The 14,452-nt window shown below is 69.1% G+C and carries 10 protein-coding genes; 2 read left to right on the forward strand and 8 right to left on the reverse strand.

The window, feature by feature from the left end:
- Window positions 1-27: 27 nt before the first annotated feature.
- Window positions 28-660: a TetR family transcriptional regulator gene (locus OG852_RS49240; protein WP_330351668.1), complete on the forward strand. Its 633-nt coding sequence runs from the start codon at window positions 28-30 to the stop codon at window positions 658-660.
- A 339-nt stretch (window positions 661-999) separates the two neighbouring features.
- On the opposite strand, the gene OG852_RS49245 is transcribed toward OG852_RS49240, so the two are convergent.
- Both OG852_RS49245 and OG852_RS49250 read right to left on the reverse strand, forming a co-directional pair.
- Window positions 1,000-1,824 (reverse strand): SDR family oxidoreductase, encoded by an 825-nt coding sequence (locus OG852_RS49245; RefSeq protein WP_330351669.1) that lies wholly within the window; start codon window positions 1,822-1,824, stop codon window positions 1,000-1,002.
- Between the two features lie 325 nt (window positions 1,825-2,149).
- A complete protein-coding gene (locus OG852_RS49250) occupies window positions 2,150-2,443 on the reverse strand; it encodes a hypothetical protein (RefSeq protein WP_330351670.1) in 294 nt (97 codons plus the stop codon).
- Between the two features lie 515 nt (window positions 2,444-2,958).
- Here OG852_RS49250 and OG852_RS49255 point away from each other — a divergent pair.
- Window positions 2,959-4,785: an RNB domain-containing ribonuclease gene (locus OG852_RS49255; protein ID WP_330351671.1), complete on the forward strand. Its 1,827-nt coding sequence runs from the start codon at window positions 2,959-2,961 to the stop codon at window positions 4,783-4,785.
- 162 nt (window positions 4,786-4,947) lie between these two features.
- Here the strand turns inward: OG852_RS49255 and OG852_RS49260 are convergent, their stop codons facing one another.
- The 6 genes from OG852_RS49260 to OG852_RS49285 all read right to left on the reverse strand — a co-directional run bounded on the left by OG852_RS49260 (window position 4,948) and on the right by OG852_RS49285 (window position 14,444).
- On the reverse strand, window positions 4,948-5,508 hold the full coding sequence (locus OG852_RS49260) for a hypothetical protein (protein ID WP_330351672.1): 561 nt from the start codon (window positions 5,506-5,508) through the stop codon (window positions 4,948-4,950).
- A gap of 45 nt (window positions 5,509-5,553) precedes the next feature.
- On the reverse strand, window positions 5,554-5,913 hold the full coding sequence (locus OG852_RS49265) for a hypothetical protein (protein WP_330351673.1): 360 nt from the start codon (window positions 5,911-5,913) through the stop codon (window positions 5,554-5,556).
- Between the two features lie 88 nt (window positions 5,914-6,001).
- Window positions 6,002-7,399: a hypothetical protein gene (locus tag OG852_RS49270; RefSeq protein WP_330351674.1), complete on the reverse strand. Its 1,398-nt coding sequence runs from the start codon at window positions 7,397-7,399 to the stop codon at window positions 6,002-6,004.
- Window positions 7,386-10,799, reverse strand: coding sequence for an AAA domain-containing protein (locus OG852_RS49275; protein WP_330351934.1), 3,414 nt, complete (start codon window positions 10,797-10,799; stop codon window positions 7,386-7,388). Before OG852_RS49275 ends, OG852_RS49270 begins: the two co-directional genes overlap by 14 nt.
- Window positions 10,800-11,051: 252 nt before the next feature.
- The gene (locus OG852_RS49280) at window positions 11,052-12,992 is read right to left on the reverse strand and encodes a hypothetical protein (protein WP_330351675.1); all 1,941 of its coding nucleotides are present in this window, start codon (window positions 12,990-12,992) and stop codon (window positions 11,052-11,054) included.
- A gap of 504 nt (window positions 12,993-13,496) precedes the next feature.
- On the reverse strand, window positions 13,497-14,444 hold the full coding sequence (locus OG852_RS49285; RefSeq protein ID WP_330351935.1) for an endonuclease domain-containing protein: 948 nt from the start codon (window positions 14,442-14,444) through the stop codon (window positions 13,497-13,499).
- Window positions 14,445-14,452 lie beyond the last annotated feature (8 nt).

Here is a 14,452-nt window from a genome sequence, read left to right on the forward strand (position 1 = left end):
CCGCCGTAAGCAGTTTCGAAGGACACCATGACCATCAATACGACCAGCCCCGCCGTGGCCGTCGACGGACGTATCGTCGGCGAGCGCGCCCTTGCCACCCGGCAGCGGCTTGCCGATGCCCTCGCGCACCTCCTGAGCTCGCAGCCCTTCCGTGACATCAAGGTCATCGACATCGCCCGTCAGGCGGGTACTTCGCCCGCCACCTTCTACCAGTACTTCTCCAGCGTCGAGGACGCGCTTCAGCTGGTTGCCCATCACGTCATCCAGGAGAGCAGTCAGTTGACATCCGACACCGCGGCAACGGAAGGCATTGGCGGACTGACCGACGCGCGGCAGGTGATCGACCGGCTGTTCGGCTTCTGGCAGACGCACCAGGCGGTCATTCGCGCGATCGACGCGAAAGCGGCCGAGGGGGACGAGCGGTTCGTCGAGGTTCGCAACCAGCTGCTCAGCGCCGCCGGAACTCCCCTGGACAGGGCCATGGAGCGGCAGGGTCCCTCTGCACGGTCCATGATGCGCCCGAAGGTCCTGGCGGGTGCCCTGGTCATGCTCCTGGCGTCGGCAGCCACCCATGAGAGCGGGTTCGCAGCCTGGGGAACACGAGACGAACTGCGCGACTGCCTCGCGTCGCTGCTGGTCAACAGCATCAAGGCGGCGTGACCTCGTGACTGATGCGGCCAGCGCCGACCAAGCAGCGGGCCACTCCTGCCCCCTGCCCCCGCACTTGGACCGCCCGCCGCGGGCACAGCCTCTTGCAGCCGCGCCACAACGCCAACGCCCCGGAAAATCGGGCGCTCACGCTGACAGCCCATACGGTGCGCACCGAGGCCCCCTCGATCGCCCCAGAAAAGCCGATCGCCCGTCCGTCGTGCCGCCCCCACTCCCGCACTCACTGAACTCTGTGAGTGCGGGAGCCGTACGGCCGGGCAGCGCATGCCAGGTCAGCCTCCGCCGGGACACCACCAGGGAGGCAGGATTGTTGACGTGGTGCGCGGACGGTCACACGGGCTCGGTGCAGAACCGTCGGGCACCGCGCAGTGTGGTCCGCAGGATCCGCTGGGTCGCCTGACTGTCGAGGCGTACGTCGAGGGCTCCAGGAAGGATGCTTTCGGCCCGCAGACCCGTGGGCAGACAGGAGGGATCGAGCCCGTCACGCCTGGCGATGAGGGTGCCGAGCTCGTGCCGGCTCAAGGCGTCGGCCCCTGCGAGATGGTGGATGCCCGCCGCCTCGCTCGACGCCAGTTCCAGCAGTGCGGCGGCCAGGTCGGCGACGTGTACCGGGCAGCGGATGTCGTCGATGAACAGGGCGCCGTCGCAGCCGGCGGCGAGTTTGTGGACCATGTGCTCGTGTTCGGAACGCCCATAACCGATGATCAGCGAAGTACGGGCGACCAGGGCCCCCGGATGCACGGCGAGGACCCCGGTCTCTGCCGCAGCCTTGGCCGCGCCGTACGGAGTGACGGGGTCAGGAAGGCAGGACTCGTCGTAGTGGACTCGGGCGCCGGAGAAGACCGAGTCGCTGGACACGTGGACCATACGGGTTCCGTACCTCGCCGCGGCCATCGCAAGCTGGATGGGCCCCTCTGCCGTAATCGCCCAGTCAGCTCCGCCACTCGACACGTTGAGGACGAGATGCGGGCTCACCTCAGCCATGACGGCTTCCAAGCGTCCAACGTCCCGCAGATCAAGCGGGTACCACGCCGCTGAGGAGGCGTCGCCCGGCTTGGTCACGTACGTAGCAACCGTCTTATGCCCCGCCGTTCTCGCCTGCCGGACCAGCTCGGCCCCCAGAAAGCCGCTGCCGCCGACGATCAGAGCTGTCATACACGCCACCGTAGGCGCAATCCCGGTCCCGAACCATGGAACCGAGAACCCTCTCGGATCGCACCGTTCCTGATCTACCTGGCGTACAAGGTCAGCTCGTCAACGCCCGACTCACGTCTACGGATTAACGGCAGCGCCATCGACCGGGGATCGACTTCCGGCCTGAGCCTGGCGGGGGCTTGTGGGGGCATGGTGCTTCCCGCGGCCCCGTAGGCGCGCGCCCATGCTCCTGCGGAGCCCGCTCCGGTGAGGACAGGCCCCTCGCCACCGAACGAGGCCCGACCTTCGCTCCCGGCGCCCGCCGATCCGCTTTGCGCCGCTGACATCACTCCAGGGACACTGCACCGGCCGGGGAGCCGTGACGCAACTGGACGGCAACGGCGGTCGTCAGAGCGGAGCTCACCACTTTGGCGTAACCTCCGATGACGATCCGGGCATCGTCCAGCGTGCCCAGTTCGGCGTCGATCACGACACGGCGGCTGGACACCTCCACCTCGTACTCTTCGTGCCCGCGCTGGCGCACCAGGTAGGTCTCCGGGCGGAGTTCGCACTCCCAGGTCCCCGGCGTGGACTCGGCCAGGTCGACGAGGGTTCGGATCTGGTCCAGTGGGCTCTCCACGACCGGGTGGACCTCACCGGAGGCCGCCGAGTCCTGGGCCCGCCGGATGCCGGCCTGGAACTTGCCCCCGTCACCGCGGTCGACGCGTTCGCCGCGGCGAACGCCCGCCTCTGGGCCAGCATCGCCGCCGACAACCCGGGTTCCTGGTCGGAGGCCCTCCGGGACGGCGCGCTGATGTGGTCCCGCGTACCGCCGGTCTGCCGCCGGGTGAAATCCATGCCGTATGCCCTGACACCCGCAGGTCGCGATGACGTCGTACTCGCTCGGGGCCGGCGGCTTCCTCCGGGCAGACGGTGCGGCCCGTCGCGTACTACCCGGCACGCATCGGCCGGAGGTACGGCGGGCTCATGCCGTTCTCGTCAACACCAACGCGGCCATTCGGCATGATTGAAGGTGGGCGATCAGCCTCACGGGCATCTTCTCGTACTGGCCGCCCCGCTTCCAGGAAGGAACTCCCGTTGTCTCGCGCTCAGTCCGCCTCGTACCAGTCCATCTCCGTGTCCCCTCCTCCGGTCATGATCGACAGCAGGGGCACCGTGGACCGAGACGATGCAATCGCCGTTCGTCCCCTCGACGACGGCTGGGAACTCATGGTGTACGTCGCGGATGTCGCCTCCGGCGTTGCACTGGGGAGCGCGGCCGACCAGGAGGCTTTCCGGCGCAGGGAGTCGGCATACGGCGGATGGCGGGGGACGGCGAAGATGCTGCCCCGTCCCGTGGAGGATCGGCTGACGCTGGCCGAAGACCGCCCGTGCGCCACCATGAGGGTGCGCCTGGACGTAACCAGCGACGGAATCGTGCGCCACACCGATGTCGCGCGGGCGGCGATGAGCGGGGCCATGGCCGTCCATCACCAGGAAGTCGCCGCCGCCACCAGGGATCCAGAGCATCCCCTTCACAGCGGGCTGCGGGAGGCCGCCGCCTTGAGTGAGGTTCTACTCGCTCGCCGTCGAGACCAAGGCGCCCTCGCCCTGTATGACCTCCTCAGTGGCTGGGCGACCGACGAGGACGGCGCCGTGGTCCGTCTTGCGGCCTTCGAACGCAACATCGGCTACAAGGTCGTCCAGGAGTGCATGATCGCCGCGAACACGGCACTGGCCGCGTGGGCGGCGGAGCGCGATCTGCCGGTCCTGTTCCGCAATCACTCGGCCGCCAGGGTTTCCCCGCCCCGAAGTGAGCTCCTGGAGGACCTCGACCTCGCCTTCGCCGACGGCTCTCCGGCGCGTCTGGAAGCGCTGCAACAGCGGACCCTCATGACCATGAAAGCAGCCGAGTACGCGCCATACATGGGTGGCCACTGGGGTCTGAACCTTCCCGGCTACGTTCACGCCACGTCCCCACTGCGCCGCTACGCCGACTTGGTCGTGCAACGAATCATCTTCAGCCACCTCGACAACAGCGCCTCCCCATACGGGGAGGACGAACTCTCCAGTGTCGCAGGAGCCCTGAACGATGGCGCTCGTGCGGACCGCCAGGCCCAGCAGGAGTCGTTCAAGTCGTCGGCACACACTCGCGCACGGCGGGCAGCGGCGGCAGCAGCAGCCGACTACTCCGCGCTCGACAGCAAGGCCTTCCACGCGGTTCTCAAGCGCGGCTGCAAGGACAACATCGCGGGCCCCTCCCTCGTCGAAGAGACCGGCCGGCGCGCTGCCGCCCAGCAGCTCACCTCGCTCGAACTGCAACTGGTTCTGCTCGTCGCCGACGGGACAGGCTGGGAAGTTGCCCGCACCGCCTGCCTGGCGGCGATCGCGGCGGCGCCGGAGACGGCCATCTCCGTGCTCTCTGTGCACGCCCAGGTCAACGACCTGCCGCTACCGCGATTCGCGGACGGCAGCACGGGCCAGGCACCTCACACCGTCTTCAGCGCACAGGCTTCGTGGACCGCCGCAGACGGTGAAGTCCGCGGGAGCACGCGCTCGGCGTCGGCCAAGAAAGCAGCCAGGCACCAGGCCGCTGTCAGCCTGCTCGCCCGCCTCGCCGAGTTGCCCGATCCTTCAAAGGATCTTGCGGAACCTGCACCCGAAGCCTTGACCGCGACGAGGGGTCCCGCGCCGACGGTTACTGATGTCAGGTCACCCCTGTCGATGCTCAACGAGTACGCACAGATCCGTGTCATCAGCGGCCTGGAGTACTCCGTGACCGGAGAGGGCCCCGATCACCTACCCACCTTCACCTGCACGGCGCACGCGGTGTGCGAGGGCCGATCTCTCGCTGGTGAATCCTCGGCAGCTTCGAAGGCTGCGGCGAAGACTGCGGCCGCCGACAGTCTGCTGGCGCAAGTCCACGAAGTACGGGCGAGCACGAACGCAGACACCTCCGTGAACAGCGGGAGCCAACGATGACGTACTCGGGGCCCCGTAGACGGCCGGGCCGCGCCGCGAGGTCGCGCGCCGGTGCGGGGGCGCTGTCGCCGGAACCCGGCTGCCGGGCGACGTGGCACCCGGGATACCAGGCCGACTGTGCCGGTGCCCCCACGGCTTCGGCACGAGCAGCCGTCCTACCGTTCAGCGCCCCGAGTCGGGGACAGGCCGGTCCTCGCCTTGTGCTTGTGTGAACGCGTTCAGCATCGCCACACGCGTGCGTTCCCGGCCTGCCATACGGCGAGGAGAGGAGGCTTCCGCCTGCCACTGGGCATAGTCCAGCACCCGCTGGTCGAACCAATGTCGCCGAGCCTCAGCTACCTGAAGGGACGGAGCCGTACGGATCGCTGTCTCAGCAACATCCGCATCGGGCGGGTCAAGCGCGTACTCCAACTCCACGCGGGCCAGGACTTCCTGGCCGGCCGTTGTGCCCTGAAGCCACAGCACCAGAGCAGGATCCTCGGCGAACTGCAGCCGGAGCCGCTCGCGACCGGCCGAGGACTCCGTCATGCTCAGGTACCTGCCCGGATCCGATCCGGCATGTAGGTGGGCGGAGGCCTCCGGGCTCTCGCGCACGATCCGGACCACATGCTCGAGCACAGCGGCCGTCCGCACGACGGAGGCCGAGTCCGGGTCGTACGGCCGCGGGCCCGGATCACCGGGCTCCCACGCCCTGGATGCCGCTATCTGCTCTTCGATGTCCACCGTGCTCCCACCCCGCACCCCTTATGACCAGGTATTCAGCGTAGTTCACGCGATGTGCAGTTGGCCGAGCGGCCGTCCCTGGTCAGCCCGCGCGACGACGAGCGCCGCGAGGTCGTTCTCGTCGTGGAAGACGGGCCCCTGCCACGACGGTGGAGCCGCGACGGCTTCGAGTCGAACCTCGGTGCCGAACCTGCCGGCCGAGTCGTAGAGCTGCTGCAGGACTTCCAGCGCCCGGACATTGACCTCACCGATGAATGCCGTCCAGAGGCGGGTGACCGGATCGAACCCGGCCACGGAGCGGAGCAGCTGCCGCTGCTGCTCGAAGCTCTCGGGGTCCTGGGGGGCGGAGGTGGCGGAGACCCGCAGCAGCCAGGCCGTGCGGGCGGTCTGAGGTATCGAGGTCATGCCGATGACCGTAGCCGTGGCCACTGACATCGCGTCCGGCCCGGGGCGAGGGCGCGGCGGCGGACAGTGTGCAGGGTCCTCGGCTTGGCTACCGGCGTTGTTGGTCGATCAGGTCGGTGTAGCGGTCGTACTGGGCGTCGGCGACCTGACGGTTGCGTACGAGGCTTCCTTCCTCCATGCGGTACGTGCGGTCGGGATCGCCCCGGAAGGAGAGCCAGTTGAAGCTGGTGGTGACCCAGACGTCGTCGTAGACGAGAACCTTGGCGTGCGTGCTCTTGAGTCGGGTGAAGGTGAACTTGGCGGGATACCGAGCGGCGAGGTTGCTGAGTTTCCGTACGGCCGCCTGGTCGGTCCTGGTGTCGTTCTCCTCGTACCCGTAGGCGATGTGGATGGGCACACCGCGGGCAAGGCGGCTCTCCAGCTTTCCGAGGAATTCCGTGGTGATGATCGCGTTCTTGATCCACGGCGAGATGATCAGCAGCCTGCGGTGAGCCTGGGTGAGGGCCTCGTCGAGCAGCTCGGGGTGTTCGAAGACGCCGATGGCCCGGATCTCGTCTTGCAGCAGCTCGGGGCCGGCTGGCGCGACCGGTGTGGGGGACGCGGAGCCGACTTGAAGTGCGGCCTGTTCGGCGCGCTGCTGGGTGACCTCCGGGAGCGCGACGCGGGCCTTCTCCAGGTCTGGTTCCAAGACAGGGCGGTCGGGAGCCGGCTCCACCTTGATGCCGAGGGAGGCGGCACCGCCGAGGCTGATCAAAGCAATTTCATGGTGGTGGCTGAGCTCGCCGTCGACGACGACCCCGAGTTGGATGTCGGTGCGGTCCGGGTCGGCGTACACGAGGACCTTCGCCGGCATGACGCGGCGGGCCTTGGCCTGGCTGATGCCTCGTACCTGGAGGACTTCGCGGTCGGTGTTTCCTCGCTCGCGCAGCAGGGCGTTGATGTCGGCGGCGGAGATGTCGCCGATCTCCACGAGTCCGGCATGCGGGGCTGGCAGCATCAGGGTGTCGGTCTCTTCGGACTGTCCGCGGGGGATGACGGTGTGCCGGTCGTAGGGGCGCACCTTTCCCAGGAGCTGGTCGTAGACGACGGGTTGGTCGACGCGCACGGGGGTGATGGCCGCCATTTCGCGGGCGGTCTGTTCGCCGCGGGCGGTGAGGCGCAAATTCCGGGTGCTGGGCGGCTGACCGGGGGCGGGCAGGGTGTAGGTGAGGTTGTCCGCGCTGAAGTGGTCGGCGACGGTCTGACTGACCATGCGTTCGGGGAGTCCGAGCATGCCGGCGATGGAGGCTTCGCTGGGGACCTTGTTGTTGACCAGGCGGAGGACGAACTCGTCGAGCAGGGCGAGGCGTTTGCGGTCCTGCGCCAAGACGTCCGCGGTGATCAGGGCGACGGGCAGGGCGGCGTCGATGATGGCCACGAGTTCGAGGCCGGGACGCGCGTTGTGGAAGCGGACGGCGAGGAGGCTGTCGAGACTAAAGGTAGGCATTGCGGATCTCGCACTCCTCGGGGTGGGCGCTCATGTAGTCGAGGACGTCGCGCAGGGCGCCGGGCTTACTTCGGCAGAAGGCGGCGTCGCCGACCACGATGAGGCCGAAGCGGGCGCGGGAGAGAGCGACGTTGATGCGGCGCCAGTAGGGCTGGCCAAGGAATCCGAACTCGGAGCGGGCGTTGCTGCGGGTGACCGAAAAGACGGCCAGGTCGCATTCGCGGCCCTGGACTGCGTCGACGGACAGGACCTCGGGGGTGAAGTGCTTGAGTTTGAGGGAGGCCAGTCGGCGGCCGAGTTCTTCGACCTGGCGTCCGTACGGGGCGATGACGAGGACTTCGAGGGGACGGCCGTCGGGGACCTTGATCATCTGCTTGTCGATGGCCTGGTCGATGACTTCCAGGCGCCGGGCGGCGAGCTTGGACTCAAGCAGATTGGAGATGCTGGTCTCGGCGGCAGTGCGTTCGGACTCGCGCCGGCCGGGCAGCGGACTGGTGTCGAGCCACAGGACGGGCTTGTTGATCTGGTCGTATCCGGGCAGGGCGTGGTCGTTGGGGGAGAGCAGCTTCTCGTCGTAGAAGCAGGTGGAGATCATGTTCCCGATGGCCGGGGTCATGCGGTACTGCTCGCGGAGCAGGTGCTTGACCGGGAAGTCGGTGTGGTTGGCCAGGTACTGGAAGAGCGTGGTCGACACCAGTTCGGGGATGAGCTGGTGGTCGGTCATGATCTTCTCGTCGCGCAGGAGGTCTTCGTCGATCGGCGGGAGCTGGTTGGTGTCGCCGACCAGGACCCATCGTTTGGCCTTGGCCAGGGGCACGAGCGCCTCGGTGGCGGTCGCCTTGGACGCCTCGTCGAAGATGCACACGTCGAACTCGAGGTCGCGGGCGGCGGGATGGCCAAGGAAGCCGAGGGCCGTTCCGCCGATGACCTGCCGAGTCCTTAGGAACGCGGTGATCAGGTGCTGGTCGGTGCCGATGCGCTGCAGCCATTCGCCCTGCAGGCGCAGCAGCCGCATGAGCTCCCGGCCGGGGCCGGCGGGGCCCAGGAGGGCTTCGACCGCGTCGCGGGCGTCGAGGGTGCTGAGGTCCTCGCGCAGGGTGAGTTCACCGGCGAGCACGTGCTGCGCCTCGGCGAACAGCTCGGCGCGCTGGTCCTGGAGCTGGTCGCGGCGGGCGCGGACGGTGACGACTTCTTCTCCGAGCTCGCGTGCGGAGGTGGTGCGGTCGGGGGCGGGCTGGCTGGCGAGGTCGGTGAGTTTGCGGTCGACGTGTTCGAGGTCGGCGGCGACAACGGCGAGCTCCTCCAGGAGCAGGGCCGCCTTCAGGTGACGTGCTTCCAGTCCGTTGTCGGCGGCGACGGCGTCGAGGTACTTCTCCGCACGGGCCCGCACGCCCTGGGTCCAGCGCTTGACCTGCCGGTCCAAGAGGAGCGGCTGGGCGCTCTCGGCGACACGGGGGTCGTCGGGGCGGCCCAGACGCACGAGGCCCGTGATGCCAGCTTCCTCGATCCGCTTCAGGGCGTTGTCGATGGCGATGTGGGTCTGGCTGACGATGAGGATCCGGGCGTGAGCGTTGCGTTTGAGGGTCTGTTCGACGATCTCGGCGATGACGGTCGTCTTGCCGGTGCCCGGGGGCCCTTCCACCAGGAGCAGGTCCTGCGTGCCCAGGGCGTGGGCGACGACGTCGCGTTTGCTCTTGTCGAGGTCTGCGCGGAACCAGGTGGTGACGTCGGCGGGTGGCTGGGAGGTGACGGTCGCCGGGTCGTCGATGATCTGCCGCAGGACCGGGTTGGCGGCCTGGCCGGCGGCGACGTTGGTCAGGGCGTCGCGTTGGCGGTTGATGGCGCTCTGGCTGGGGCCGAGGAAGGGCAGCAGCAGGCCGCGGCCTGGCAGGGCGTTGCCGGGGCGTGCGAACCGGATGACCAGGGTGTCCTCGGTCTGCGCGGTCACCTCGCCGCGGTCGACGGGCCTGCTGTAGGGGTAAGCGGCCACCGACCACTCCTCGCCGACGAGCGAGGCGGTGGTGGGCTTGGCCAGCCGGAAGACGCGGCTGCGGCCGTTGCCGTCGATGCGGTCGTACTCCAGGGGCTGTCGTCCGCCGGCGGCGAGCTCTTCGCGCGCTTCGAGCAGGCGGCGCCAGCCGTCGAACAGGTCCCCCAGGTTGTGGGTCTCCCGGACCCGGGCTGCTGTCTCCCGCTCGTCGAGGTGTGCGTCGAGGCGTTGCAGGAGAAAGGTGAGCCCGTCGTATGCGGGATCCTCGCCAGGGTCGTCGAAGGTCCAGGTGAGTACCGGTCCGATGAGCGCGGAACGCTCGCGCCGTTTGGCCATCCATTCGTCCGGGCGGGTCTCGGCAGAGATGATCACACAGCGGTCCGGGTTGCGTTCGTCGGAGACCAGTCGCAGGAAGCGGGTGCGCCCGAAAATGCGCAGCGTCGCCGTGTCGACCTCGCCGGTCTGCTGGTTGTATCCGTAGTCGGCGTGGACCGTGCCGGACAGGTCTGCCAGGACGGCCGATCGGGCCTGGTCCCAGTCGGCTTCGCTGTCGGTGGGTGCGTCACCGAGGCTCTCGGCCGCGCGGCGGGTCATCTTCAGCCACACGAAGTTCCTGCGCCGGGCCTGGCGGCTGCCGCAGACCCGTTCGGCCTCCAGGAGCCGGTGCTCGAGCACCGCGGCGTTGGCGGGGCGCTGCTTGGGGTCGTAGTCGATGCAGGTCCTGAGGATGGTACGGAACTCGGTGTCGAGTGCCAGCTCGTCCAGGACCGGCAGGAGGTCTGGGTAGTCGGCTGCCTTGCCGCCGGACAGGACCTGGATTGCCAGGACGGCGTAGCTGTAGACGTCGCGTACGTAGGGGATCGCGTCGCCCTGTTCCGGCGGCGCGTACAGGGTGGAGCGGTACCCGGCTACGGTCTGGTCGGTGACGACGACCTTGGAGAGGATCTTGGCGATTCCGAAGTCGGCGAGCTTGACCACGCCGTCGTCGGTGACCAGGACGTTGCCCGGCTTCAGATCCCGGTGTTCGATCTGGTGCTCGTGTGCGTAGGCCAGTGCGGAGGCGAGCGGCCTGCCGATGCGCGTGAAGAAGGAGGCCCAGTCGACCGGCCGGCCGGCCGCCATCTCTTCCTTGAGGCTGTGCTCAACCCATTCGAGCGCGATGAAGTACCGGCCGCGTTCGGCGTCCCAGCCGGAGTCGAGCATCCGCACGATGTGAGGGTGTTCGAGAGCCTTGAGCGCGGCGGTCTCCCGGGCCAGGAAGATCTGGCTCACCTCGTCGTCGCGCTGCCTGAGCAGCTTGACGGCCGCGTAGTCGCCTTGTTCGCTGGTCGTGTCCACGGCTTTGCGGACCTCTGACAGGCCGCCGGTTCTGGGTGTGTTCGGAAGCAGCAGGAACCTGCCGCTGATCATTTCGGCCCCCACGCACTGCCCCTCGCTCAGCACCGTTGCCGGTGCAGCACTCCCGACTGCCCATCTTGCCAGCCGGTTTCTATGCGAACAGCGCTTTGATGAGACACGGATCACGCCATCGACGAAGGGGCACCCTAGGCGGAGGGGGGCCTCCTCTGGCGGCGTTCCCGGTTCCGGGCCGGGTACGGGAGGAAGGTTGTGGGGGGGGCGGCCCGCGGGGCGGGGCGCGGTCCCCGCCCCGCCCCGCGGGGATCAGGCGGCGTCCTCCCCGAGCGGGTACACCGTGTCGAACCATGCGTTGAGCTCGTGCAGGTCCAGTGGCAGGGAGGCGAGGAAGCGGAGGAACCGACCGTTGTCGCGGGGCGGCTGCCGCGGGTCGAGGGCCTGGAGCGCGGTCAGATCGGCGCGGCGGAGCGCTTCGACGCCGGCGCGGTGGCGGTCTTCGAAGTCCTGTGTTCCGGTGGCGCTGTCGGCGGCCGCCAGGTAGCAGGAGACGAAGGGGTCGAACGCAGCGCGGTGCGCGGCGAGATGGCGGCGGAACGCCGCGCTGTCCACGGAGCTGGTGTTGGCCTCCTCGCTGCTGAGGGTGGCGGGCGGAAGATCGGTCCAGCAGCCGATGGTGCCCGTGAAGCTGTGGGGGAACTCCCCGTATTCGTCCTCGTTCCAGTGCCCGTCGCTCGCGCCGGCGGCAGAGAACACCTTTCCCCAGAGGTAGGTGAGGGATTCGAGCAGCGGAATGATGCTCAGCACGTCACGTTCGTGAGCGGCGAGAATCAGGTCGGCGATGCTCGGGTCGGCGTCGGCCGCGACAGGCGCGGGCCGGAGCAAGCGGTGGGTGTACTCGTGGCGTTGCTTGGAGTGTGTCGCCGCGTTCTCGATCGCCTCGTGCGCCTCGGTGATCTGCGCTCGGGCGCGGCTGGCTGCGGCCTGGAGTCCGCCGTCGTCGTCGACGGCCGTGAGCTTCGCTGGCGGCGTCTGTCGCGGCGGCGGGCTCGTTGCCGCCGCCAGCGCCCAGTCCAGTAGGTCGATGTAGGCGCTCGTTCCCCAGGAGTGGGGGACTTCGTAGATCTCGTCCCCTACCAGCTTCTCGGGTCCCAGCTCTGTGTCATGGGGCCGAAGGGCCACATGACCGAGTTCTACGACGTCGATCTCCGGGGCCATGAGCAGGATCTCGGTCCCTGGCGGGAGGAATTCGTCCTCGTGCGCAACGAACCTCTCGCTTCCGTCCCGGCGCCGGCAGTTGCCGGCCCAGCCGCCACCGTCCCAGACCGAGGTGTAGGCGGGGTCGGTCAGTACGGACTGCGCGACCGTCAGGGCATGGTCGGCCGCCTTCAGGGAGACCTCAGCCGCCTCGATGTCGGCGAGGTGGCAGAGGGCCAGCACCGGGTCGGTCGCGGCGCGGAGCGGGTGTGCGGCGTTCACGGCTGCGAGCACGGCCGCTCGCGGGTCGATGGCGGTGGGAGCGGGCGGGCACGGCCACAGCTCCAGGGGCAGCGACAGCGCGGTCCACAGCGGAATCACGCTGGGGGTGTGAGGGCCGGGCGAGGCATCGAGCAGGTACGTCGCGCCCGCGTGCTCCGCCAAGAGCAGTTCGACCGTCGAGTAGCGCTGAGCCACATCCCACAGCAGGCCGATCCGGCGCAGCGTGGCCGACATCTGCCGGGCCAGATCCTCGTCCAAGGGACGTCGTGGCCCACCTTCGACGGACACGTTCGCCGCCGCGCTCCGCCACTGCGTCTCGGTGACGTCCAGGAGCTCGATGCGGGCTCCGAGCCCTGCGAGTGCGAGCCCGTCGTTTGTCACTTCGACTGGCAGGCCGGCGGCCCCGGGGAAACCGAGTGCCGTGGCAAGGACGCGCGACCAGCGTGGAAGCTGGTCGCCTGAGATGCGGATCCTCAGGACGTGTTGCCGGGGCGTCACGCTGACGATGCCGAACGGCCCGCCGGTGGTGAAGGGGCGGTGCATGCCGTACTCGTTGATGAGAGTGGCCATTATCTGCGCCTCGGCCGCGGCCTGCGGATCGTCGGCCTCCGGAATGAGCGGGCCGGCCGCGGTGACCTCACTCCTCGCCATCGGGTAGGGCTCGCGTGTGGCCCAACGGCGCCATGCGGTCCGGTCGTCCAGCGAGGGCGCGGTGCCGGAGAGGTCGAAAGGGTTGTCGCGTCGGGGCGGGGGCGTCAGGGTGCTGGGCAACGCATCTCCTCGGTCGGTGTGCTGGGTTGCCCATAGAGGTGTGCGAAAGCGGGCGCGTGTGACATGCGGCGTCCCGCTTTCTGGGAACGAAGGCGCGCGCGGAGCGTCGGCCGACCGGTGACGTCCACGGTGGGACAGCTGCCGCCGGAGGGGTCGTGGCGACACCAGTTCGTGCCGACAGACTTGGGTCACCGCAGCAGAGCCGCTGCCTCACGTTGTCCAGCGTGTGGCTCACGGTGCACGATGCGGACCTCTCCGTGCCGGGGTGCGCAGCCCTGCGATGGAGCACGCCGTCCGGGATCACCTGCGCTTCTACACCGGCCGCTCCTACCCGCGCGGCTAGCGCGGGCCGCTGGCACCGCGGTGGGTTCCCACCACCGGGGAATCCCTTCGAGCCGACTCCGCTGGTCTGCGCACCGTCCAGGTTGCACCGTCCCCGGGTTCGGGTGGTCCGGATGCCGTGCGCGAACGCCCCGGTCCGGTGCCGGGCAGCGGCCGAGGTGCTCAGTGCCCGCGGGTGAGTACGTGCAGTGCGTCCCGAATCCGGTCACTCGCCTGGTACAGCCCTCGTCGTTCAGCCGGGGTCCAAAGCTGCTCCGGGTCTTTGCGGACCGGCAGGTAGAGCACGGTGGACAGCGTGATCAGGCCGACGTCGTCCGAGGTGATCTCGAGGGACTCCGCGCGGCCGCGGCGCTTCCAGCAGCGGCTGGGGGCCACCTCGTTGAGGATGCCGGGAATGGCCTCCTCCAGTCGGCGAGCGTAGGCCCCGGGCAGGACCACGGTCGCCGCTTCAAGGGGCGGCGGCGTGGACGGCGCCTCGGTCGGGCTGTCGAGCCAGAACACTTCCGTCGGTTCGGCCGGCCATCGCGGCCTTCCGGAGTGGTAGCCCTGCCCGGGCAGTGCCATTCCGGTCAGCAGCCGCAGCTTGTCCAGTCGCTCGAAGCGGGCCCGGTCGACGGACACCGTCCACCGGCTGCCGCAGTTGCGGTGCGTGCACTGCGCCTCGGCGCTCGCGTGGCCGGCGGACAACTGGGCGAACACGCGCTCCCAGATACGGGTCCCGTCGGCCCATGCGGCATGGCCGTAGGCCGGGTGGCGGGCGGGATCGTAGTGCTGCAGGAGCAGTTGCATGGTCGGTAGGATCCGGGCGGCCCGGTTGCGTATCGGCGGGTGGCCGGCCGTCCGGCATCCGGGGCAGCGCATCAGGTGCTCGACACCACGTCGGGTGTGGACCCAGAATCCCTCGCTCCCGTTGCAGCTGCGGCACAGCGGTCCGCGGATCAGGCCGTGGTCGTGGCAGTGGTCCCAGAACGCGGCCGGGTCCGGGCACAGGTCGCACCGGTAGACGCGGGCGGGCGGCCGGTAGCGCGGATGGTAGGCGGCGCCGGTGTGCTCGCCGGTGTGGCTGGGCAGCAACGGCGCGCTCTGGGCGGGGAGTTCTAGTGGGGGCATGTGGGTCA

The sequence above is a fragment of the Streptomyces sp. NBC_00582 genome (genome assembly GCF_036345155.1).
Classification (GTDB): domain Bacteria; phylum Actinomycetota; class Actinomycetes; order Streptomycetales; family Streptomycetaceae; genus Streptomyces.

Excerpts from the sequence above, each read along its gene's own strand:
- OG852_RS49240 (WP_330351668.1), top strand. The coding sequence starts at position 28 with ATGACCATCAATACGACCAGCCCCGCCGTGGCCGTCGACGGACGTATC.
- OG852_RS49245 (WP_330351669.1), bottom strand. The coding sequence starts at position 1,824 with ATGACAGCTCTGATCGTCGGCGGCAGCGGCTTTCTGGGGGCCGAGCTG.
- OG852_RS49255 (WP_330351671.1), top strand. The coding sequence starts at position 2,959 with ATGATCGACAGCAGGGGCACCGTGGACCGAGACGATGCAATCGCCGTT.
- OG852_RS49265 (WP_330351673.1), bottom strand. The coding sequence starts at position 5,913 with ATGACCTCGATACCTCAGACCGCCCGCACGGCCTGGCTGCTGCGGGTC.
- OG852_RS49270 (WP_330351674.1), bottom strand. The coding sequence starts at position 7,399 with ATGCCTACCTTTAGTCTCGACAGCCTCCTCGCCGTCCGCTTCCACAAC.
- OG852_RS49275 (WP_330351934.1), bottom strand. The coding sequence starts at position 10,799 with ATGATCAGCGGCAGGTTCCTGCTGCTTCCGAACACACCCAGAACCGGC.
- OG852_RS49285 (WP_330351935.1), bottom strand. The coding sequence starts at position 14,444 with ATGCCCCCACTAGAACTCCCCGCCCAGAGCGCGCCGTTGCTGCCCAGC.